Here is a 24,879-nt window from a genome sequence, read left to right on the forward strand (position 1 = left end):
GCAATAGTATCATATGGTGAAAACCGGAGAGGTAGGACGCACAACATTGATACTAAATCACAAACCTATAATAGCAAGCTCATGTTTCAAACCAAAAAAGCCACCCTTGTAGTCACAAGGATGGCTTTTATATTATCTATTGACCAAATTAGTTGGTCAAGCTCATCAATAGATCTGCCTGGGTCAAAATATGCACTTTATTTTCCTCATCTCTTACAAGCAAGGCTTTAGTGTCTTTGTCCAAAATCTTTGACATTACATCTACCGTGTTGTCCAGGGCAATAAATTTAAAGGATGGATCCATTATTTCTGATATCGGCTGATCCTTCAACGAAGGATTCTCGATAAGAGACTTTAAGATCTTTGTATCAGATATGCTACCAACAAATTGTCCATCCGATGTGACTGGAGCTTGATCTATACTGTGAGCATTCATGGTTTCTATGGCCTCTCCTATTTTCGATTGACTATCAATCAAAAACAACTCTGCTTGTCCATTTTTGACAGCCACGATATCTCGGGCAGTACTGAAATTACCAGTTTCGGTGAATCCATGATCCTGCATCCAGTTGTCATTGTAGACCTTACCTAGATATCGAGTACCATGATCCGGCATAATGATCACCATCACATCGTCTTCTTTCAGGTTTTCTTTAGCATATTCTATCGCCCCATGTACAGCAGACCCGCAAGACCAGCCAACAAACATACCTTCTTCCTTTGCCAGTCTTCTAGTCATCAGCGCTCCATCCTTGTCGGTCACTTTTACGAAATGATCGATCAAGCTAAAGTCTACATTCTTCGGAAGGATGTCCTCGCCGATTCCTTCAGTGAGATACGGATAAACTTCGTTCATATCGAATTTCCCTGTCTCCTTATATTTCTTGAATACCGAACCATAGGTATCGATACCCACCGTGACCACATCCTGATTTTGTTCTTTGAGATACTTAGCTACTCCACACATAGAGCCACCAGTACCTACGCCCGCCGCATAGTGAGTTATTTTCCCTTCCGTATCTCGCCAGATTTCTGGCCCGGTGCTTTCATAATGAGCCGTTGCGTTTGACGTATTATCGTATTGATTCGGATAAAATGAATTCGGAATGTCCGCATTTAGTTTTTTAGCCACAGAATAGTAGGACCTGGGATCATCTGGTTCCACATTTGTAGGGCAGACATGTACTTCTGCTCCCACAGCACGAAGAATATCCATTTTCTCCGGACTCTGCTTGTCAGCCAGAGTAAAAATGCACTTGTATCCTTTGGCAATAGCGGCAAGCGCCAAACCCATTCCTGTATTTCCCGAAGTACCTTCTATTATTGTCCCACCCGGCTTTAGCAAACCTTCTTTTTCAGCATCTTCAATCATTTTGAGGGCCATTCTATCTTTCATGGAATTGCCAGGGTTGAAGTATTCCAGCTTTACCAGAATGGTGCCTTTTACATCGTTCGCTACACTATTTAGTTTTACCAATGGGGTATCACCGATCGTTTCTATTATCGAATTGTGAAATTTCATAATTGAGGTTTAATTTCTAAATGCAAAATTAGAAAGATATATACGCATTCCCATGGATTAGAGGAATTAGAAGCCTATAGGCTAACAAATTAATAGGAATATTGTTCTTCGACTCTGACCCTTCCCTCACGATAGCGGAGCTGAAGATTTCCAGAGGTTAGGTGTTCGACCGTAAAGGAGCCTATTCCGCTGTGTTTTTCTTCAGAAAGTGTGATCGTCTGCTGAAACACATCCAAGTCGTCTACGTCGAGGGTATAATTCGCTTTATATAGAGTATCTATTTCATCTGACGCTACACAATCTGAAGAGCGTCCCAATATATAAAGGCTGTCTGCATCTGTGGCTTCCACAAAGGTGAGTGTATTATTATCTATGCAAGAGCTGGTGACGATATTACCATTTTCAATTCGTGATACCAACGACCAGGTTTTGGTATCATCCTTTGATAATAGTCGATTGGCGTGTGATTCCTCATACGATCTAGAGATATCGTCAGGGGTGCATCCTACAATCAGAATGTATACAACAAAAAGAAGTTTTTTTGTCAATTTATCTAACGTTACCGCTTCTGTCCACCACAAAATATCCCGGGTCGTCTGGATCGCCCGCACCGTTTTCAAGTTCTTCCTCTGTCTTGGTATAGAAAATGGTCTCTTTTACAATATCGTTGAATTTGACATCGACCGGAGGGCGGCTGATTTTGAGGTGGTTTACCCAATTCATTTCGCCTTCAGGGTTAGTAGAAATAGCAATAATGTTATTTTTTGACTCAGGCACCAATGAGAAAATATATGCAGCCACAGCTCCTTCCGGCGCAGGTATAAACTGTCCTGACACAAGGAACTCACTATCGCTATAGGTAAAACTGGTCAGCTTGAAGTTTCTTTTCCAGAGAATTTTTCTGGCGTTATTCACTCTGGCAATAAATCCCTGATCCGAAGTACCTCGAAATTCCATTCCTACAACATAGGTATTAGACGAGTCGTCTTTCATAGAAACTATAGAATAGTATTTTGAAAAGTCATGAGCGACATATGAGGTATCCATTCTCGGAATGAGGTATAAAGAATCCGTACCGTCTTCACTCACTCCCCATCTGGCTCGCTCTATATATTGGTCATTATAAGCAGACCATTTGGATCGTGCAGAAGCCAGCTCTCCTTCGAGTTTTTTTCTGTATCTGATCAGGCCTACATCTCCTCCATATTCTCCGGTGATGAGCTTGTTGTATTTTTTTGCGGCGACTGTGATTCCCGGCTCTACTAAAGTGGACACAGAGGCGTCCATCATGTCTATAAGTTGAATCAGACTATCAGACACAGCCAGCTGATAATCTACATCATCAAGGTCGACCATCCGTTCGTTGAGAGTTTCGCTTGTGAGGTAGTCAAACTTATTTTTGTTGAGCAGAATGCTGAGTAGTTCAACCGCCAATGGTTCTTCATCATATTTTTTAATTTCAGCAACCATTTTAGCATCTAGTGCTGTAATAGGTTCCTCATCCAAAATTCCAGACCCGCTGTTGATTTTTTCGCTCTGTGTTTTTAAGGCTTTATTAGCAGCCACGATTTGACTTTTGAGCCTTGTCATATCTCTTTTTACAATATTTTGAGTTTCTTCAGCCCATGAGCCATAGTCCCAGGCTTTGACATCATTTTCGAAGAAGTTTACCGTGGACAACCCATCCTCGCCGTAGTTCACAATTTCTGCAAAGGTCAACTCGGGACTATATCCTTTTTTCCCAATACGACTAACAGCATCGCGTACATTGTCAAATTTTTCTTTGATCTCTGTATTTTTATCAATCATACTTACAAGGGTATCCTTGACACCGTCATCAGCCATCAAATACAGGTCGTTGATATTTGGATACTGTCTATTAAATGATTGATAAGCGTTAATAGAAAACTCATTGGCCACATTTATACTAAACAGATCAGTATAGATTTCTTTAGCGTACTTATTTATATTTTTCAGACTTTGAAGTTTCTTTTCTACATCCAGCTGCACATCTGAGATCTTGATCCCAAAGTCACCCGTACGCAAGTCACGTCGATAAAAGTCCTGATAGAATTCGTCGTTTTTCTTAAGCTCTTTTTCAGTAATCAGCGCTTTCGCCTTTGAAAGATAGATCACTGCGGTATCAGAAGCTCCAAGAATGGCTGTCGAATCATTGATAATATGATATCCATCTACCAGACTTTCGTAGTATAAACCTACTTGAAGGTTGGCATTGGGCACTTCTGCGTTCTTTGGATCTGCCAGAAACGACCAAAGCATTGGCATGGCCTGGTCATAGTTTTTAGCTTCCAAAAGCGGGAAGATATCTTTATCATATTTGATCTTTTTTTGGGCAAAGGAAGAATGGAACGCGCAACAAAAGAAAATACTGAGTGCGAATACGATTAATTTATGCATTTCTATCTCTTTTCTGATTGATGGTCTGGTTAATGTTACAAATGTAACAAAAGATTTTTCCCTGATTAAATTATAATTTTTCTAGGAAAAATCCCTAATAATAAGCTAAAACGATACTTCAACCATTAAATTTTCCCTTGAGCATGGCTAGTTTGGACTGCAAATCTCCTTGCGGTTCCTGTTTTGCTTCTTGTTTGCGCTCAAATTTCTTCTTTGGTTTCCCAAAAGGGTCAGATTTCATCGAAAGCGAAATTCGTTTTTGAGCGGTATTGATCTCAGTTACAGTGACGTGCACTTGCTGTTGAAGTTTTACCACTTTGGCCGGGTCATTGACAAAAGAGTCTGAGAGCTGGCTAACGTGCACCAATCCATCCTGATGTACACCGACATCGACAAATGCGCCAAACTTAGTAATGTTAGTGACAATGCCAGGCAGTTTCATTCCTACTTTCAAATCACTGACTTCATTCACACCTTCCTGAAAGCTAAAAGCCTCATACTTTTCTCTAGGATCGCGACCTGGTTTGGCAAGCTCCTCCATGATATCTTTTAGCGTAGGCAAACCTACTTCTTCGGTGACATAATTTTTAGGGTCAATTTTCGACCGGATGGTTGCATCTTTCATCAGCTGATCTACCGTGGTACTCAGGTCAGAGGCCATTTTTGATACGGTAGTATATCGTTCTGGGTGTACAGCGCTAGCATCTAGAACATTTTTGCTCTCCCGAATCCTCAAAAAACCGGCTGCTTGCTCAAAAGCTTTGTCTCCCATCCGAGGCACTTTTTTCAGTGACTCTCTACTTTTGAATGGTCCATTTTCATTTCTGTGTTTTACAATATTGTCAGCTAGTTGCGGCCCAAGCCCGGATACGTAAGTCAGTAGCTGCTTACTAGCAGTATTTAGCTCTACCCCCACCACGTTGACGCAGCTCTCCACTACCTCATCCAGAGAATGCTTGAGGGAATTTTGATCTACATCGTGCTGATATTGTCCTACACCGATTGACTTGGCGTCTAGTTTGACCAATTCTGCCAATGGATCCATCATTCTTCTGCCTATAGATACGGCACCGCGAACAGTCAAATCCTGATCCGGAAACTCTTCTCTTGCCACGTCAGAGGCCGAATAAATAGAGGCTCCGCTTTCACTTACCATAGCTATTACAACATGCGAAGGCAAGCCTAATGAGCGAATGAATGTTTCGGATTCTCTACTAGCCGTACCATTGCCAATGGCTATGGCCTCGATGTTGTATTTTTCAACCATATGTTTCACTGTGGCCCCAGCCTCGGCTGTCTTGCGCTGTGGCTCATGAGGAAAAATAGCTTCAAACTCGAGCAGCTTACCTTGTTTATCAAGGCAAACGACCTTGCAGCCAGTTCTAAACCCCGGATCTAGTGCCAGTACATTTTTTTGTCCCAATGCGGGAGAAAGGAGTAGCTGTCTTAGGTTTTCCGAGAATACCTGAATCGCCTCGTCATCAGCATTTTTCTTAGTGGTCACCCGAGTCTCCGTCTCCATGGACGGTTTCAGCAATCTCTTATATGCATCCTTGAGTGCTATTTTGACCTGTTCTACATTTGCATTTTGTCCGGTTATTATTTTCCGCTCTAGCAGGAAGTTTGCATCGTTTTCATCGGGAAAAATATCTAGTGACAGAATCATTTCCTTTTCGCCGCGTCTCATCGCCAAGAGCCTATGAGATGGGATGCCTTTGAGTGGCTCCTCCCATTCGAAATAGTCCTTGTACTTCTGCCCTTCTTGCTCCTTACCTTTCATGACTGTGGATTTGATCTTCGCCTTGTCTAGAAATAGCTTACGAAGTCCGGCTCTCACCTCTGCATTTTCACTTACCCACTCTGCTATGATATCTCTGGCTCCCTGCAACGCTTCTTCTTGGTCATTCACTCCCTTCTCCTCACTGATATACTTGGCAGCCTGCTCTTCCGGATCACCCAGGCCTTGTGCGTAGATAAGTGTTGCCAGTGGCTCCAGTCCTTTCTCCTTAGCCATAGAGCCTTTGGTCTTACGCTTTGGCTTATAGGGCAAATAGATGTCTTCCAGCTCCGCCATGGTGAGCGCATTGTCAATCTTCTTTTTTAGCTCGTTGGTTAGTTTGCCCTGCTCATCAATCGATTTTAATATGGCCTCTCTACGCTTGTCCAGGTCTCGTAGTTTGGCGATTCGATCTTTGACGTAGGCGACGGCTACTTCATCCAAGCTGCCGGTTTGTTCCTTTCTATATCTGGAAATAAAAGGTACAGTAGCTCCTCCATCCAGGAGACTAACTATTGCAGATACTCCGGAGACTGGGATTCCATGTTCAGAAGCGATGAGGGAAATGTGATTTTGACCCATTAGATAGCGTTGTTTTTTATAACTGATAAACTGAAAGCTTCAAATTTAATCACGTATTGGAATTAATATCACTCTACTTTTGTATAAGTTCAAAGAAGTTTTCCACATCTGAAGATGTACAGTAATCGGGAGTAGCTAATGAAGAAACAACTAAGAGAATGGGCCATTCTTATCGGCGTTATGGGTGTGCTGTTTTACACAGGATTATATACCGAACTAGCTGGTTTTTTGCAGCGTATAATTCTGACTACTGGTGTGATGCAGGCAGAAATGGTGGAAGAATCCGCGCAGGAGACCGCGAGCTACAATTTCAGATTAGTAGACCAGCAAGGAGCGGCCATAGACTTTCGTCAATTTGAAGGAAAAACTGTTTTCCTTAATTTTTGGGCCACCTGGTGTCCTCCATGTATTGCCGAGATGCCTGATATCCAGGATCTATATGATAAAATGCAAGGTGAAAATGTAGCGTTTGTACTTATTAGCCAGGATGATACTTTTGCCAAGGCTCAGAATTTTGTGGATCGTAAAGGATACACCTTCCCCATTTATCAGATGGCCTCCTCGCTTCCCGTCGTGTATCATAGCCGATCGATCCCCACGACTTTTGTCATTTCACCTTTGGGCAAAATAATTGCTAAGCGTACCGGCATGGCCAAATATGATACTGAAGAATTTAGACGACTGCTCGTCAAGGGAAAGGTAGATCCACCTTCTTAGTGGATTCGTTTGACCTCAAAATAAGCTCTTCTGGTGATCGGTTTCCCTTCTGGAGATATCCCTTCTACACGTATTTCGAATAGGCCTTTGACCTCAGATGTAAGGAAAGAAAGTTGAAGATCGCCACCTTCATGATCAACTGACGGATCCCAGAACAGAAGATCACGATAGTTTGGTATTCTGGCATCGCCTTGAGAAGGATTGGATAATATAGGCCGTGGCTCGCTAGGTTGAATTTTTGTAAGCGGAATCTGAGATCCAAGCACAGTTACTCCAGCGCGGTCACTTGAAAGGGTATGAATGGAAATCACTCCATCAAATATAATTTTGCCAAAATAGTATCGTCGATTCACAACATCAATACGATCGACCAGGTAAGGAGACATATTGATAATATCTTCAGGACTGGCTAATGTACCGTCTAATAAAAGTAAGGTAGACTGCTCAGCAAACATCCCGTTGGACAGGTCTTTTGAGCGAAGTCTGAATTTGTATTTGTTTTCATTCTTGCTAATCCCGACTTCTGCGATCAACTCAATAAATGTGTCTCGGATGGTCTGGAACCTCGTGAACTCAGCCAGTCGATATGATTTCACATGATCAAATTGTGGATACGGTAGAGTTGTAGTAATCTGCTGTGCCGGCTCATAGTAAGCATTTTCGATCTGATTCTGAATAGATCGTTTGATGACCGCAGCAACTTTTGCTGAATCCATGCGAATGGGTGGGTTTTTGAAAGCATCGTAGGACTGATAAAACTCTGGGTCTACAGAGATCACAAGACTATCTGCCCCACTGAGTAGCGCGATTCGTGGATCGTCCTGCGAATAATTCAAATCGTAAGCCAGCACAAATGAGCCATTCATATCTGTGGAGGCTGTCGCAAGTTGTGGTCGCTCTCCTGAAAATGTCAATCCCACGGGCTGATCTGCAACACCCAAACCATTTTTATCTTTCACTGCACCATGTAACAGTGCGGATCTATATTCTGGGAGCCAAACTACCAAAGAGTCATACTCCCTGGTTGCCATCCAAGAGGAAAAAATCAGGAGTTGGTCAAGCTGATCCGTATTGATCTGTTGGTAATATGAAACTGGCAGGTCTATGGCTAGCTTATTTTCAATCAGTCGCTCTACCTCCAATCCTTTCGACTGTCCGCGCTGCTCTACCTGCTCTACTGATATGGACAATGCTGCCGGCTCCGGGATTTTCAGACTGGCATTCACCTCATTCAAGACTTCATAAGCGCCTAATTCTAGCGGTTGATCCATGGTTTGAAAAGGGCCATTCCAAATCAAACGCTCCTGTAGGTTTTGATCACTATCGGTAAATACCATTCGTAGTAGTCCAGATGGAAGTCGTTTTTTTTCTAAAGAGATGGATGTATTGATTGCGACTGGCATAGTGGACACTTGCTCCGATTGATGGTATATCGCGAGTTGACCCTGGCTATATTTGGTTCCCTCAGGAGCTATGAGTTTTACAATATACAAGTCTGATGTGGAGAACAATCGCAGTTGTATACCGCTGCTGACTACAGAAGGTAAATCGAAAAATTCAAAGGACTGGTTGTTTTCCAAAATCAATTGGTAATTCTCAGCTGCATCGGGTGTAATCTCACATGAGAAAAAGCCATAAGTATCAGTTTTGACATTCACAGAAAAATCAGAGGTTTTAGAAACTATTCTGCCAGTCAAAGCCATGCCATTTTCCTGTGTGTCAGTCACTCTTATCACCATCTTGTTCTTCACGCCAGCGAGAAATTTTTGTCCCTCGACTTTCATTTCTACTTGAAGCGATTGGGTAGTGTCTGTGTCAAAAGTCTGACTCAGATATGGGTTGATGATGGTAATCGGTTGATGATAATAATCATCAAAATTTTGCATCCAGCGGGTGTAGGCCACAAAATGATAATTTCCCGTCTCGATATTAGTAGAAAGATAGAAATGCCCTGAGCTACGGCCGTTCACCACCTCCATTTTTGATTGATAGACTGGTTCCCCGTTTTGGTCAAGTAGCTCGATGTATATCAATCGACTCAAATCCGAGCGTTTGCCTGTTTGATCGCTGTAGACATAGTTATTGAAATAGAGCGTTTCACCCGCGATGAGATCTATGGCACTCAGGTGACTATATACGGCCTCGTATCTGTTGGACTGAGACATGAGTGCTTCGGCATTCCACAAAAACAGAATTATGACTAGTATCTTTTTCATCCTTAATCCCAATAGTCTGGTTTTTCAATATCTCCGTGAAATCTACAATCACTGCACCGCTCTGTGACCAGAATGGCCGTGTCTGGAATAGGGAAGGTGAAATTAAAAATATTCCTTCCTGACATGGTACCATTGTTTAGTGCATCGGCTCGAATAGAATCAGCCGCATCCCGGTAGGCACATACAAATCGAAAAGGGCTAATGGCAATAAATCCGTCGTCCTCATAATCATCCGGAGAAAAAAAAGTGGTCTTCGTGCTGACGCCAGATACTTCAAAGTATCCAAGCACTGCCGTTCCAGATTCGCTCGTTTTGGTAATATTGCCAGGTATGGTACCTTTTTGCTTATCAAAAAAGCTACCTGACGATTCATTGTTTTCCTTTAAGTTTTTGTAGTACTGATAAGTGGACGATGAAATAGCGTGCTGCTTGATTATAATCGAGTATCTAGAATTGAGCTGTGCTTCATCTACGCCTACTAGCCGCACTGGAAATTCGGAAAGTCGATTCTCAGACTGCCCACTGGTGGTGGCTATTGCCAGCTCAATGGATTCCTGATGACCGTAGCAGGTGCTCACATCTATAGCCCTGGGAAATGAAGTTTCTGTAATTGGATCCCAGTCAAATACTGAAGGATACGGCACCCGGATTTCGTAATCTTCCTCATATTCAAATCTAAAACTAGAGAAATCGCTCGTCTCATCGTGCGAATCAACGAATATTTGAATACCTGCCAGAATCTGATCATCTTCTGTAGATGGGGTCACCATGTATCTACCATAGACACTGTCTATCGGTACGGGTACGGGCATGCGCTCCGTGGTAGAAGAATACTCCGACCCATCTTTGAGCCTGACAAATAGGGTATAGGACTGACCTACCACGCCCTGATAAGTCGGACTGGTCTCATATACCCCGCCTTCGACTTCCAATAGGTCTATCTGCGTACCAGCACCCTGAATAATCCAAACCGAAGCTCCAGTGACTGGCTGATTACTGTCAGCATCCAAGGCTCCAGATAGGGATAATTTGACTTGATGAGTCTTTTGTTCGTCCGTAAGCGTACCATCCACAATCAATACCTCTATCGTCTCGGTCACCTCAAAATCATAAGGCTCCACACATCCATGTAGGAAAATTAATATCAGATAATATAAATAGTTCTTGCTCATGAATTAGAAAGTGAAATTATAGGTGATGGTTGGAATCGGGTGCGAGAATACGGTCATTTTGTATCCTTTTACTTCTCCCTCTTCTACTCTGAAAAACACCGAATACACATTGTCTCGACCCAGGACATTATATATGGAGAAATTCCATGAGGAATGCGCCAGCTTCTTTATTTTATGGCTTCCCTCTATATTGATTCCCAGGTCTAACCTGAAATAATCTGGAATTCGGAAGGCGTTCCTGTCTGAGTAAAGAAGGTTCTCAGAAGATTTGAAATCCCATTTTCCTACAGGAAAAGTAACAGGTACTCCAGTGGCATATACGGCGCTCAGCGTCATAGTAAGCCTTCTGGAAAACTTGTAGTTGGTCACAGAGTTGATATAATGCGGCTTGTCATATCCTGTTGGGAAAAAATCTCCATTATTGATGATTTCATCCGGATAGCGTCCGTCCAACTGAATGAGAGTTCTCGAATAGGTATAGTTTAACCAACCAGTAAGCCAGCCCGAAGATTTTTTAATGGAAAATTCCGCTCCATACGAACGTCCATTGCCTTGTAGCAGGTCCGTTTCCACAGCTTTGTTGAACTGTAAGTCAGCTCCGACCTTAAAATCTACCAAATTTTGTATGTTTTTGTAATAAGTCTCTACAGATGCCTCTATCGTATGTTTTCCATAAAAGTTTCTATAATACCCGACCGACCACTGATCCGCGATTTGGGGTTTGATATAGGTGCCGGACAGTCGCCAGATGTCAGTAGGAGCAATCGAGGCTGAGTTGATCAAGAGATGGATGTTTTGTCTGGTTCTGGCATAGCTCGCTTTTACCGAACTGTTTTCGGACAAGGTGTACCTTCCTGACACTCTAGGCTCTGGGCCATGATAGGTAGTGATGCGCTCCCCAGAGCTATACTCACGTGTACCTGTGATGAAATTGACATCTTTTGGGGAATCATCGGCATATAGACTGACACTTGCCGGACCTACTGCAGTGTATATACCATAGCGCAGTCCCATGTCGAGGGTAAACTTATCGGATGGACTGTAAGTAGCCGCACCATATATGGCAGACTCTCGTCCACGCTCCTCATTCAGCGCATCTGGCGCAACCAGTGATGCCTCTCCCACTGGTGATTTGACGCCTGGTCGGACGCTCAAAAATTTTGCTTCGGCACCAAATTTAAGATTTAGCTTCTCGCTGATATATCTATCAAATTTGGCGGATGCCAATCTTTCTTTTACAGTAAAGTCTATGCGAAAAGCCTGACTTGGGAGTACATCATAGCCGATGTTGTAGTCATAGTTGCTTGACCCGAGATGGAAAATTCCCTGGAGTTTATCATTGAACACATGTTTCCAATTCAAAGAATAGATCGCGTTTGAGTAGGAAAAGTCCGTATACGACAGCAGGGTATCAGATGACAGTTGAAACTGATCCTTGCTGTAATAGGCAGAAAAGGATATTTCATTTTTTTCGTTGAGGTCGTAGTCGACTTTACCAACCAGATCATAAAACGAGGCTTCATTGTTCTTTAGTGGGGAGTTTTTTATTTTATTTAATACATAATCTGAGTACGTCGCCCTTCCTCCAATCATCACGGACGGACCTTTCTTTCCGATTGGTGATTCCAATGTCAATCTTGAAGTCACCGGACCTATACCTCCGGTACCCGAAAATTTAGAATGATTCGGTTTTTTGGTACTCACATCAAAAACTGAAGAGAGCCTTCCCCCAAACTCTGTCGGTATACTACTTCTATGCAAATCCACTCCAGATAAGGCGTCACTGTTGAGAACGGAAAAGAACCCAAAGAAATGATTGGTATTATAGATCGGTGTTCCATCGAATAGAAAAAGGTTTTGATCAGCCTTACCTCCTCTAATGTTTATTCCTGCAGAGCCTTCTCCTAGAAATTGAACTCCGGCGGTCGTAGTGGACACCCGGATCATATCTTTCTCACCCAATAGTGCCGGTACAATCTTCATGCTCTCTGGTTCGATTTTCGTCAATCCCATTTTTGGACTCTGAACATTTCGCTCGCGATTGGCATTGACCACTACTGCATTGAGTGCTATGACGTCTACTTCGAGTTTGATATCCAGTTTGCCGTCTGAGTACACCATGAGCTTTCGGCTGGTGTTTTTCATATTTACAGACTGCATGAGGAGTGTATGCTCACCATTAGGCAGCGCAAGTGAATAAAAACCTTGGGCATCGGTAGAGGTACCCATATATGGACTTTGGATGTATACGAATGCCCCTTCTACCGGATCACCAGTCTGTATATCAGTTATATAACCTGCCAAAGTGCTCTTCTCCCCTTTTACAAACCTACTTCTGACTCCTATGCTATGGACGATTTGCTCTTCGTTTTGGCCTCCGACTCGCTGGTCTCGGGCAAATATTAAGGCCTCTGCTGGCTGGGTATCTGCTCCTTCTTGCTCAAAATAAGTTGCTATTGGAAGGTTGGTCACAATAGAGGTGTTTCTGACCAGAATGAATTTTTGCCCCTCGCGGTAATAATCCAGGGTGGTAGACTCTAGTGCAGACTGGATCAATGACTCTGCATCCAAATTATTGAGTTGAGCCCGATCAACATATAGCTCTTGCAGCCATTCTTCACGAAAGTAAAACCGTAGAGCGGCTGTATCTTCAAGTGAGGTGATCACTTGGTAGAGCGCTACGCTGTCCTGAAGTGGCTGAGCACTGTTTTGCGCCCTGGCAGAAAAGGCAGCGCAGAACGCCATGATGATCATTATCTTTCTCATGGTTTTGAATGTAGCTGGTCGAATTGTTTTAGTAGTAGGATCAGATCATCTTCTTCTCCCAGTCGCAGTCTGATGATAGTTTTCTGTCCTGCCTTTTTCATAGCTGTCTTGTGCTCAGGATTCAGCTTATAGATACTGTTTTTTCCACTGAATTTTATATACTGACCGTTATAATACAAGAAATGCTTGTCCTCTTCCTCGTAGACCAGTTCGCTCGATTTGATATATTCGTTCTTGATTCTTTTGACAAAAAAATCAATCGATTCTCCATCAAATAAATGCTCATAAAAGCCCTCCCCGCTGGCAGGCACTTGCTCACCACGAAGATGAACAAATCGACGGCCATGGATTTGAAACGAATCTATTCGCGCCTGATTGGGCAATGTTGGTTGTGCAATTGAAAAATGTAATGCAATATTTCGTACGACCAGTTGATCTTGGAATGAGTTGTAGAGCATGTCTACGTTGTCGTACTTCTGACCATCAAAAATAACGGTACCTGTTGCCCACTGCCCACCTTTGAAATATTGGTTTTGTTCGACATACGGGCTACCAATATCATAGTAGCTACCTTCGAAGATTTTTGCGCTTTCCAGACCCAGCGCACGATCATACCACTCGGACAGATCGCCGTCTAAATCCAGGCCGGCAGTTTCATACTGCCCAAAGGCATGACTGCCTCCCAAAAGGTTGAGCGCAGTAAGCACAGTTAGTAATGTTTTAATCAAGATTAATACAATTTATTCATCGACTAAATTCTGCAAAAACCGATGGGGGGATGAACGGTAAATTGCACAAATGACAAAGAGTATCATTTCCTTAGAACAGGAAAAGCAGTTTGGAGCCTAAAAATAAGCTAATTACTTGATATAGGAAGTTTTTTGGTCAAACTAATCCAAAATGGACTTAGTAGTAGGGTGAGTGAGATCACTGCCACTATCATCTGATATCCAAAATCAGAAATCATCTCATTGAAGTAAGCCAGTTGCCCTAAAACAAAGCTAAATTCTCCGATCTGGGAAAGAAGTGCACCGGCATATAGACTGTCTTTCCAGCTCATCTTGAAACCTCGCATAATGATGGCATTTATCAGAAAATTGGTCAGCAGGACAATCATCACAAGTGCACTAATCGCCAAGATGTTATCCCAAAGAAAGTGAACATCGATCAGCATGCCAATTGATATAAAGAAGAGTGCGACAAAAATTACTTTAAAAGAAAAGAGGCTTTCATGAAACCAGATGGTCGACTTAGATGATGCGACAAATATTCCCGCAATGAACGCTCCTAGCGCTGTAGATAATCCAAAAAAGCCAGTAATTATAGAAAATCCAAAGCATAACCCGAAAGCAAAAAACACTTGAATTTCATGATCCTTTACTAGCAGTTTATGGAAGGGGAGCTTAGTCTCTCCCTTGAAATATATAAATCCTACAAACGCCACAATTAGTATCCCTCCGACTATCTGTAAAATTATTTCTGTGGAAGAGGCCTGATGACCTGATAGATAGCTCAATGTGATCAACATCGGTACAATGAGCACATCCTGTACAAGTAATATTCCTAGTACGTTTTGCCCGACAGGAGCATCCATTTCGCCTGAATCTTGTAGTAGTTTGATTATTACTGCCGTACTGCTGAGGCTCAAAACAAATCCTATGGTCACTATTCTAGCGAGGGACCAGTCAAAATAGTAGCCAACGGCCCAAACTGCAAGCACACTGAAAATAACTTGAAGAACGGTTCCAATCACAGATATTTTCCAATTGGAGACCAGGTTTTGAAGAGAAATCTCCATCCCAATAAAGAACAAGAGAAGTACCAAACCCAACGATCCTAATGAGCTGATCAGATCCAGGTCCGTCACTACACCGAGCACATGCGGACCAATGATAAGCCCGGTGATAATGTAAACAATCACATGCGGTTGCTTGAGCATTTTTAGTATCAGCCCTACTAACACTACCGCAAGGGCAATGGATACAAATTTTAATAGAATAGGATTGCTCTCTATTACAGCTAGCATAGTTAGACACTCGATGGTTTACAAGGTAATACTAATTGATACCCAGTCAACAAGCGATAAATTAAAAACATTTTTTATGATGATGTCAGGTTTGGGGCTAATTCGATTTCAAACAAGAAATCAAATCTACCTACCGGAATGAAAGGAATAAGACGGTCGAATAGTTTTCCGCAGTCAAATCCAAGGTTGGTTACAAAGATCAAATGGATTAAGCTTTTTTTTGAAACGTATTAAGAATCACGCTTTTTCATGATGAGGGTCATATGGTATTGACTGACTGAAAGGTATTTTTAGTTAAATCAAATATTCATCACCATGAAGACTTCCTATAAAATTACGTTATTGTTGACCATACTGCCATTTATCGGTTTTCAGTGCACACAAATTAATTCCTGTGATCCTATGCAGAATATTGGTATCGGTCCTATTGAGCAAGTTGATCTCCAACCAGTAAACACCAATATAGCCGCCGAAGGCCAGGTATTGTATGATCAGCTCTGTAGAGTTTGTCATAATGAAATCAAGCAAATGGAGGGTCCTGCCCACTGGGGTATTACCAAAAGGCGCACACCTGAGTGGATCATGAATATGATGCTCAACCCTAAGGAGATGGCTCAGAATGACCCTATCGCAAAGATTCTCGCCGAACGGGTAAATGGCGTAGAAATGCCAGACATGAATCTAAGTGAGGAAGAAGCCCTGAAGATCCTCGAATACTTCAGAACCTTGGAATGATGTTAAGGTATTCTAGATCTTCCATAAGAGAAGAATAATTCTAAATTAGCCCATTGTCAAGTCTTAATTTGCTAGGAAACCAGAGATTGGTTTGCATTCATGCTCCAATTAAATCCTAATACAGGAAAACTATGATGGTGCAGAATATACATATCGAACTAAATCCCGGGCGAAAATAATCAGACACTGATGCGATATTCTGCCCGATCCCAAAACAAAATGAGGTCGGGTTTTTTTATGCCATTTTTTTAGGTAATGGTCGGATGACTGTGGTATTTATAGTTAATATACTTTCAATAATATTTGAAACTTTAATAAGTTTAACTACGTTTGCCACACACATGGACTATCAAGAAGCCAAACATAAGTACATTCAAGCCTGGGGAACGCTAGGATCCAGTTGGGGAATCAATAAAGCTATGGCACAGATTCATGCTTTGCTTTTGATCTCTACTGAGCCTCGATCAGCCGAAGAGGTAATGGACGAACTTCAAATGTCCAGAGGCAATGTAAACATGAACCTACGTGCTCTTATGGACTGGGGAATTGTACAAAAAGAGCATAGAATTGGTGAAAGAAAGGAGTTTTTTTTCGCCGGAAAAGATATTTGGGAGCTGGCCAGGCAGGTATCCAAAGAACGAAGAAGGAGGGAAATAGAACCTATTATTAAAGTACTAAACCAGGTGCAGGATATTGATGGCAACGATGAGAAAATCAAAGAATTCAAAAAGGTGACGAGCGATTTAAAAGACTTCTCTCTAAAAGTAGACGGGGTGCTGGACAAATTCACCAAAGCAGACCAAAACTGGTTTTATAAGCTACTCATGAAAATGTAAATATTTTTTTAATCTAACCTTTCAATATTTTCTGAAAGTTATGAAATATATATAATTATCAAACACTTATATTATGAACTACAATATCATTAGTTACCTCATTTACATTCCGATTACAATCGCAATCACCATTTGTGTGGCCAATACCCTTTTCAAGAATGGGCGTTTATTTTTGGTCGATATCTTCCATGGTAATCAACCTTTGGCTGATAGTGTGAATAATCTTTTGATCGTCGGATTTTATTTGGTCAATGTCGGATACGCTATTTACACTTTGCAGATAATGACTGAAATCATCACTGTCCAAATGGTTATCGAAAAATTGAGCACAAAACTTGGTGCCATCATTCTGATTCTTGGTGGGATGCACTTTTTTAATCTGTTCGTTTTTTTCAAATTGAGAAAGAGAGCTCAAGAAGACCTCGCATTCCAAACTAATTAATCAACATTCGATGAAGAAAATAATAATTGCAGGCGGCACTGGCTTTCTAGGCCAGTGTCTTGCCTCTCACTTTACCAAACAAGGTCATCAGGTAATCATCTTGACCAGAAGGACCTCCGCACGGCACAACGACATTAAATATATTCAATGGGACGGTACACATTTGGGCACATGGTGTCAAAGTCTAGATGGAGCCGAAATGCTGATCAACCTCGCTGGAAAATCTGTGGATTGCCGATATACTGAATCAAATAAGAAGAAAATATACAGCTCAAGACTAGGTGCAACAAGCATACTAAGTCAGGCTATTTTGGGTCTTGATCGACCGCCCAAGCTATGGATCAATGCGGCCTCTGCTACAATCTATAGGCATGCCGAAGACCGAGAAATGGATGAGGAGTCAGGAGAAATTGGCGATGGGTTTTCTGTGGATGTCTGCCAAAAATGGGAAGACATTTTCAATAATATCGATATCCCAAACACTCGAAAGGTAATTCTTCGCACCGCCATAGTGCTTGGCAAAGATGGTGGAGCGCTATCGCCTCTTAAAAACCTGGCGAGGCTAGGAATCGGCGGTCGCCAAGGCAGTGGCAAACAATATGTCAGCTGGCTTCACGAAAAGGACTTTGTGAATATTGTCGATTTCATTATAGAAAATGAAGGTCTATCAGGTGTGGTCAATGCCTCCTCTCCCAATCCTATTACCAATCGACTATTCATGAAAACACTTCGAGGTACATTAGGTATACCTTTCGGGATCAACTCACCCAAATGGCTGTTGGAAATAGGAGCACTTATCATCCGTACTGAAACCGAACTTGTGCTAAAAAGTCGTAGAGTTGTCCCCAAACGGCTGACTGACCGAGGATTCCGGTTCAGCTACCCAGAAATCGACAAAGCACTAGCAGAGCTGTGCAGCTAAATGCTCACTCAGTTGGACCTTAGATAACATTAAATATTGCTCAAGTCATAACCTATTGATTCTTTTCTCGTTTACTTTGTAATTCAAAGTACTTTTATATGAAAAGAAACCTAAAGATCAAAATGATACTTCCAGCCTTGACTGAGGCAGAGAGTCCGTTCTGGAGACCAATCAAATATACTTTAGCATTTATGAATCGCTCAAAACTTTTCACTCATCCTATGGGTTGGCTAGCCATTCTATCTGGGTTTTGCCTTTTAGCAACCACCTATCGATCTATTAGCCAGTCGAGCCTGGTCTATCTGTTCCTCAATTGGAATTTATTTTTGGCTTGGATTCCGCTCCTCATCGCTAAACATTGGGCCCGGCGTCCCATCGCTCATGCCAATAAAATGATCTGTGCATTATTATTTTTTGGCTGGCTGCTCTTCTTCCCAAATGCGCCCTATCTGATCACGGATCTCAAGCATCTCAATAATCGACTTCCACATGAATGGATAGACCCGCTAATTTTATTCTCCTTTGCCCTTACAGGTTTCATACTTGGATTGTATTCACTCAAAGTCATCCATAGACAGCTCAAAAAGGTCGTTTCGATCACTAACTCTTGGTTTATCATCATATCAAGTATGATTCTTTCTGGATTTGGTATTTATCTAGGTCGAGTGCAGCGCTGGAATAGCTGGGATCTTGCAACCAAACCCATGACTTTGCTATTGGATGCCATGCATCAAGTCACGAATCCATTAGCCATTCAAATGACAATCGCCTATAGCTCATTGATGCTATTGGCTTATTTATTAGTTCATCACTCATTAAGCTATGCTCAAAATCATAAATAGTATCCAAAAAAACTGGCAGAGCTACAGACATGCTATTCGCGGAATAGCTTATTTGATCAAATCAGAAAACAATTTCAAAATTCAGCTGATCTGTTCTTTTATTCTTGTGGTAATTGGTTTTATCTGTGACTTTAGTATTCTCAAGTGGGTTATTGCGATTATTCTCATCGGTTTGATATCGATGGCAGAGGCATTCAATACCGCATTGGAAAAATTGGCAGATAAGGTAGAACCAAGATTTGATAAGAAAATTGGGCTGGTAAAGGATGTGTCTGCTGGGGCAGTCCTACTCATTTCTATTGCAGCACTGATTGTAGGATTAATACTCATATGCTTCCCCGTTTAGAGCGCTGATTTGAAAAGATTCGACGTATCCTTTGACAACGAGTTCTTAGATTAAAGCCAATATTCTGCGCTCGTTTTGTTATTTTCGGCCTCCATAAAAAAATTATCCATAATACTCTCTACCCATGAAAACTCTGCGTTTCTTCATACCTCTTATTTACTTGATTCTGATTAGTTCATGCTCTAGTCCAAAAAATGAAATTGCTGATACCGTTGAGGTAAAGTATTCCACAGAGGTCGCCGAAATTATTAGTCAGGTGACCGCAGGTAAGATCTCACCAGATGCAAAGGTTGTGATCACCTTTGTAGACCCCGTCGTACATGAATCTGATTTAAACAAGGAAATCGATAACCCCTTTAGCTTCAACCCTGTTGTTCAGGGGTCCGCCAAATGGACGAAAAAGAATGTGCTCCAATTTTCACCCAGCAAACCATGGCCGGTTAGAGTCAACTACACCGGAATACTAGATCTAAAATCGGTTCCCAAAGATTTTGAAGTCGATGATCTTGCCCTAAAATTTTATGTAGAGGGGCAATCCATCGACGCGTTTAGTGCTGAATTAGAATTGCAAAACCCTGCCAATCCCCAACTTCTGGTGTATCGAGGAAAGGTTTCTTTTCTGCAAAAAACCAGCTTGGAATCTATTCAAAAGGCTACAGATTTCTCATCCATTCCAGTAAACTGGAATCAAGAAGGAGATCGGGATTTTAGTTTTATCAGTGATCCGATCAAACGTCAGGCAGACATTAAAAAACACACCTTCAGAATGGACAAAGGTGAACTGGGCCTGATCGAATCCTTAGAAAAAATAGTGGAAATAGTACCGCTTCAAAAATTAAAGCTATCTGGCATTGATCTCGATGAGGGAGGTAAGCAGCCTAAACTGCTATTAAAATTTTCGGATCAATTGGACATACAGCAGAGCCTAGATGGATTTATCACCATCAACCCTGAAACTGACTTCAAATCCCAGCAACTGGGAAAGCATATTGTTCTTGACGGTGATTTTAAATTTGGTGGCGAATATCAAGTAACAGTAGCACAGGGAGTTAAAAGTAAGTGGGGTACAAAAACAGAACAGGCGGTTTCCAAGACCATCAAGTTCTCAGATATCCAACCCCAGGTAGAATTTGCCAGTGGCGGTATTTTTATGCCGACCAGCAATAATAAAAGATTGCAGTTTCTTACCACCAACTTATCGAGAGTACACGTGGAGGTAAAGAAAATTTTTGATAAAAACGTTGAGCAATTTTTCAACAATGAAAATATTAAGAGCACCAAGAACAGAAATTCTGATTTTCGTAAATCATACATTTCCACTGTTGGAGCGATAGTCTACAACCAAACACTGGAAATCGGTGGGGAAAAGAACGAATGGCTCATTCACAATCTGGCGCTCGATCATGTGCTTTCAGATTTTTCAAATGGACTATATCTGATTAGAATCAACTTCAACCCTAATGATGTACTGGTACCTATAGATGAGGACGAGCTGACCTACATTCAGAAGCAGGGACAAATCTACAAGCCCATTACCATCAGTGATATTGGTCTCATCGCGAAGCGACACAGTAAGAGTAAGGTGGATATTTTCGCCACCGATCTCAAGACAGGTGCCCCGATGGCTGGTGTCACCGTTACCATTCCAAATTATAACAATGGTACAAGTGGTGTTACCAACGACCAAGGGAAAGTCACCTTGACCACTCGTAACAACCGACTAATCCGTGCCGAGAAAAACGGACAAATCAGTCTGATCAAACCTAGAGAAATGCAATGGAATAATTCCGGCTTCGAGGTAGGCGGAATCAGCTCCAGAGAATTAGAAACTCAGGGGTATATCTACACCGAACGAGGTGTTTACCGACCTGGAGATACAGTCAATCTTTCATGTATCATACGCCACAATAATAATTCAGCAGGTGATGCCCCCGCACGATTTAAGCTCTATAGCCCTGAAGGGGTGATTATTGTTGAACAAAAACAAACTAGTGCAGTTGATGGATTTTACAATTTCAAGTTTAGCACTGACCAAAACGACCCTACAGGCAACTGGAATGCCCAAGTTAGTATTGGCAACAAGCATTTTTATCACACACTAAAAGTCGAGACTGTGGTAGCCAATCGACTAAAGGTAAAAGTCACGTCAGACAAGAAAACCATACTGCCTCAGCATAAAAGTATGCCAATAGAAGTGGAAAGTCGATATCTCTTTGGCGCCTCGGCTGACGGACTCCCATATGAAGCAGAAGTGGAAATATTCGATCAATCTAAGGCATTTCCGAAATACAAAGAATACAGCTTCTTCAATCAGTACATTGAATTCAAGAATATTAAAACCAAAATAAAGAGTGGTAATCTTGATGCTGACGGCAAGGCCAAAATCACCTGGAATATCCCCAACCTAAAACAGGCACCGTCACCACTAAAAGCGAAAATCACAGCCACTGTTCAGGAAGAAGGCGGTCGTCCAAACAACGCTTGGACCTTTGTAGATGTCAACCCCTTTTCTCACTATGTCGGAATAAAATCCAGACACCGTTATTTTAAAATCAATAGTAAAAATGACATCCCTGTGGTGGTGGTGAACCATAAAGGCGAGGCCGTAGCAGGCAGAGAGCTAGTCTATAGGATCTATCGAAACGACTCTCACTGGTGGTACCAATACGACAATTTTAAAAACTTCAAGCTTAGATTCAAGTCAGACCAGCACTCCTATCTGCTCGAAGAAGGCATCGTTTCTTCTGGCAAACCCAACACAACTATTCCCTTCCAACCTTCACAACGAGGGCAGTATCTCATAGAGGTTCAAGACGCCACTAATCAAGGACATATTTCAAGCATGTTCGTAAGCGCATACCCCTACGGAGGCATACCATCTGGCGATCTGAATGCAGGTACACTGGCTCTCAGAACAGAGAAGGAGACTTATGAGGTAGGTGACGAGGCTCTTATCACCTTCCCCTCGCCGAAACAAGGCAATATTTTGATGACTGTAGAGCGTGGAAACAAGATTTTGATCAATAAGTGGATCACGCCTTCTGAACAAGAAGAAATGAGAGTGAAACTCAAAATATCCAAGTCGATGGTGCCAAATGCCTATGTTACAATTACAGTATTGCAAGAACATTCGCAGACCAAAAATGACCGTCCGATTCGAATGTTTGGCATCCTGCCACTGCAAGTCATAAATCCCGACACTAAACAGGGCCTCCATATCGCCATGGTCGATGAATTGAAACCTAAAGAATTCTTCGATGTAAATATCAGTACCCATGATGGCAAACCAACACAATTCACTGTAGCGGTTGTCGATGAGGGGCTACTTGACCTGACCAACTTTCAAACGCCCAATCCATGGAAAACCTTCTTTAGAAAAATCAGACTCGAAGTAGAAACTTACGACTTGTTCGGTCATGTCATAGGGGCAAACGAGAGCGATGTATTCAAAACATTTTCCATTGGAGGTGATATGGACTACAGAGAGTCACAAGTAGATCCATTCAAAAAGAAAAAACGGTTCAAACCTATTTGCATGTTTAAAGGCCCGCTCATGACGGACAGTAACGGAAAGGCAAAAGTGAACTTTGAAATGCCCAACTATGTAGGTTCAGTCAGAGTCATGGTCATCTCCGCCAATGGAAATAAATACGGTACAGCGGACAAAACTGTGCCTGTGAAAAGCGACCTAATAGTACAACCTACCATCCCTCGTGCCTTGAAGCCTGGTGATGAGTTTGAAATACCAGTGAATGTTTTTGCGACCAAGGAGAACATCGGAAACGTGGATATTACTATGACTACTGAAGGTCCATTGGAAGTCATCGGCAAAAAATCAATAAAACACACCTTCAATACAGAGGACGATCAGCTCTTCAAATTTAAAGTGAAAGTAAAAGCAGCTGTAGGCCAAGCCAAAATAATGGTGAGCTGCAAAGGAGCCACTGCTGAAAGCTTCTTCGAGGCAGATGTCCCGGTTTCTCCAAGTGCACCCAGAATCTACGACAAATCTGAAAAGATTGTCAAATCTGGTGAAAGTGTCACTTTTGATCTTCCAAAAATGGGCATGGATGGTACCAATAATGCCAGAATAAATCTTTCGCTTTTTCCCAATATGGATTTTATGCACCGTCTTGAGTATCTCATCAGGTATCCATATGGCTGTATCGAGCAAACCACCTCATCGGTCTTTCCTCAGCTTGCCCTGAAGAGTCTTTTGGGCTATGACCGGCACAGAGCAGCGGAGATAGATAAAAACATCAATGCTGGCATAGACCGGCTCCGGCTATTCCAACTGGCAGATGGAGGATTTAGTTATTGGCCAGGTGGTACGGAAGCATCGGCTTGGGGAAGCAATTATGCTGGTCAGTTTTTGATAGAGGCCCGAAACCAAGGTTATGTGGTCTCTGATGCGATGTACGACGGAATTATTCGCTATATGGAACGCGCCGCTCGCTACCCCAATAAAGAAAAGAAACATCTTATGACTCGAGTAAACAGGTGCTTTGTTTTGGCACAAGCCAATAAGGCTCCTCTGCAAGAGATGAATCTCATAAAGCAAAACAACTATCAGGACTTGAACAATGTTCAGAAATGGCAACTCATTACTTCCTACAAGCTCGCAGGGGCAATAGACAAAGTGCAGAACCTGATTGATAGTGTCGGTACTAATGTAGAAGAATACAAAGAATTTAGCCATACTTATGGTTCCCAAAATCGCGACTTAGGCCTCATACTAAAATGTTTAGTTCTGCTTGAGAGAGATGAAAATGCAGCTCTCATGGCTAAATATATTGCCGAAACTTTATCCAGCAATCACTGGTATTCCACTCAATCCACTGGACAAATGCTACTCGGTATAGGCAGCTATTTCAACTATGCTGGAATTACGGCAGCCGAAGATTTAATTATTGAAGGTGAACTTCTGCTTCCTAATGGCAAAAAGGAAACCATCAAATCAGTGAATAAATATCAATACTACATCAACAAAGGCTATGGAAAACAGCTGACGGTCTCCTTGGATAAAGATCTCACCGTCCCTCAATTATATGCCACACTGTCGTACAATGGAGTGCCTATGATTGATACCACAGGATATCAACACAACAACATTTCGATGTCTGTCAATTGGTACAACGAAGACGGAGAAAACATCAAAATCGGCGAGGTGACTCAAGGCATGACCTTCTATGGCCACTATAAGATTTCTAATGAAAGCGTTATCCCAAGAATCGATGAAGTGGCTCTTTTGCAGCTACTACCTTCAGGATGGGAGATAGAAAACACACGATTGTCAGATGAAATCCTGCCCGATTGGATGAGAAATTGGAACACAGGCTATGAAGATTATTTAGACATCAGAGATGATAGAATCATGTGGTTTTTTGACTTGTCAAAAGGGCGCCCACTCGATTTCGTAGTAAAGGTAAATGCCATCACCAAGGGCAGCTATCAGCTACCTGGTGCTCGCTGCGAAGCCATGTATGACAATGACTATATAGCTACTCGACCGACCATACCAGTGAAAGTAGTGGAAGGTCAGTAAAAAATGCTAAGCTGC

17 protein-coding genes are annotated in these 24,879 nt (G+C 42.1%); 8 read left to right on the forward strand and 9 right to left on the reverse strand.

Going from position 1 to position 24,879, the window contains the following annotated elements; all coding sequences use genetic code 11:
* Positions 1-148: 148 nt before the first annotated feature.
* The 4 genes from ABJF11_RS16660 to ABJF11_RS16675 all read right to left on the reverse strand — a co-directional run bounded on the left by ABJF11_RS16660 (position 149) and on the right by ABJF11_RS16675 (position 6,299).
* A complete protein-coding gene (locus ABJF11_RS16660) occupies positions 149-1,522 on the reverse strand; it encodes a pyridoxal-phosphate dependent enzyme (RefSeq protein WP_348121198.1) in 1,374 nt (457 codons plus the stop codon).
* A gap of 89 nt (positions 1,523-1,611) precedes the next feature.
* Positions 1,612-2,070, reverse strand: coding sequence for a hypothetical protein (locus tag ABJF11_RS16665; protein ID WP_348121199.1), 459 nt, complete (start codon positions 2,068-2,070; stop codon positions 1,612-1,614).
* Between the two features lies 1 nt (position 2,071).
* A complete protein-coding gene (locus ABJF11_RS16670; protein ID WP_348121201.1) occupies positions 2,072-3,940 on the reverse strand; it encodes a hypothetical protein in 1,869 nt (622 codons plus the stop codon).
* A 118-nt stretch (positions 3,941-4,058) separates the two neighbouring features.
* Complete coding sequence (locus ABJF11_RS16675; RefSeq protein ID WP_348121203.1) at positions 4,059-6,299, reverse strand: Tex family protein; 2,241 nt, start codon at positions 6,297-6,299, stop codon at positions 4,059-4,061.
* A gap of 138 nt (positions 6,300-6,437) precedes the next feature.
* Here ABJF11_RS16675 and ABJF11_RS16680 point away from each other — a divergent pair, with 138 nt between their 5' ends.
* Positions 6,438-7,016 carry a TlpA disulfide reductase family protein gene (locus tag ABJF11_RS16680; protein ID WP_348121204.1) on the forward strand — a complete coding sequence of 193 codons (579 nt, stop codon included), beginning with the start codon at positions 6,438-6,440 and terminating at the stop codon, positions 7,014-7,016.
* Here the strand turns inward: ABJF11_RS16680 and ABJF11_RS16685 are convergent.
* The 5 genes from ABJF11_RS16685 to ABJF11_RS16705 all read right to left on the reverse strand — a co-directional run bounded on the left by ABJF11_RS16685 (position 7,013) and on the right by ABJF11_RS16705 (position 15,196).
* Complete coding sequence (locus ABJF11_RS16685; RefSeq protein WP_348121205.1) at positions 7,013-9,232, reverse strand: hypothetical protein; 2,220 nt, start codon at positions 9,230-9,232, stop codon at positions 7,013-7,015. The two genes, ABJF11_RS16680 and ABJF11_RS16685, sit on opposite strands and share 4 nt — an antisense overlap.
* Before the next feature lie 2 nt (positions 9,233-9,234).
* Positions 9,235-10,404, reverse strand: a complete 1,170-nt coding sequence (locus ABJF11_RS16690; protein ID WP_348121206.1) for a DUF4249 domain-containing protein — start codon at positions 10,402-10,404, stop codon at positions 9,235-9,237.
* 3 nt (positions 10,405-10,407) lie between these two features.
* Positions 10,408-13,170, reverse strand: coding sequence for a TonB-dependent receptor (locus tag ABJF11_RS16695; RefSeq protein ID WP_348121207.1), 2,763 nt, complete (start codon positions 13,168-13,170; stop codon positions 10,408-10,410).
* On the reverse strand, positions 13,167-13,898 hold the full coding sequence (locus ABJF11_RS16700) for a hypothetical protein (protein WP_348121209.1): 732 nt from the start codon (positions 13,896-13,898) through the stop codon (positions 13,167-13,169). Before ABJF11_RS16700 ends, ABJF11_RS16695 begins: the two co-directional genes overlap by 4 nt.
* A 128-nt stretch (positions 13,899-14,026) precedes the next feature.
* Positions 14,027-15,196 (reverse strand): cation:proton antiporter, encoded by a 1,170-nt coding sequence (locus tag ABJF11_RS16705; protein ID WP_348121210.1) that lies wholly within the window; start codon positions 15,194-15,196, stop codon positions 14,027-14,029.
* 315 nt (positions 15,197-15,511) lie between these two features.
* On the opposite strand from ABJF11_RS16705, the gene ABJF11_RS16710 reads away from it, so the two are divergent.
* The 7 genes from ABJF11_RS16710 (at position 15,512) to ABJF11_RS16740 (ending at position 24,864) form a co-directional block, all read left to right on the forward strand.
* Positions 15,512-15,931, forward strand: a complete 420-nt coding sequence (locus ABJF11_RS16710; RefSeq protein ID WP_348121211.1) for a c-type cytochrome — start codon at positions 15,512-15,514, stop codon at positions 15,929-15,931.
* A gap of 341 nt (positions 15,932-16,272) precedes the next feature.
* Positions 16,273-16,767 (forward strand): ArsR family transcriptional regulator, encoded by a 495-nt coding sequence (locus ABJF11_RS16715; RefSeq protein ID WP_348121213.1) that lies wholly within the window; start codon positions 16,273-16,275, stop codon positions 16,765-16,767.
* A gap of 73 nt (positions 16,768-16,840) precedes the next feature.
* Positions 16,841-17,209, forward strand: coding sequence for a hypothetical protein (locus ABJF11_RS16720; protein ID WP_348121215.1), 369 nt, complete (start codon positions 16,841-16,843; stop codon positions 17,207-17,209).
* Between the two features lie 10 nt (positions 17,210-17,219).
* Positions 17,220-18,131 carry a TIGR01777 family oxidoreductase gene (locus ABJF11_RS16725; RefSeq protein WP_348121217.1) on the forward strand — a complete coding sequence of 304 codons (912 nt, stop codon included), beginning with the start codon at positions 17,220-17,222 and terminating at the stop codon, positions 18,129-18,131.
* 98 nt (positions 18,132-18,229) lie between these two features.
* Complete coding sequence (locus ABJF11_RS16730) at positions 18,230-18,973, forward strand: DUF1361 domain-containing protein (protein WP_348121218.1); 744 nt, start codon at positions 18,230-18,232, stop codon at positions 18,971-18,973.
* Entirely contained in the window at positions 18,954-19,319 is a 366-nt protein-coding gene (locus ABJF11_RS16735) for a diacylglycerol kinase family protein (protein ID WP_348121219.1), read from the forward strand. Before ABJF11_RS16730 ends, ABJF11_RS16735 begins: the two co-directional genes overlap by 20 nt.
* Positions 19,320-19,443: 124 nt before the next feature.
* The gene (locus ABJF11_RS16740; protein ID WP_348121220.1) at positions 19,444-24,864 is read left to right on the forward strand and encodes an MG2 domain-containing protein; all 5,421 of its coding nucleotides are present in this window, start codon (positions 19,444-19,446) and stop codon (positions 24,862-24,864) included.
* Positions 24,865-24,879: the final 15 nt, after the last annotated feature.

The organism is Reichenbachiella sp., from assembly GCF_039941815.1.
Taxonomy (GTDB): Bacteria; Bacteroidota; Bacteroidia; order Cytophagales; family Cyclobacteriaceae; genus Reichenbachiella.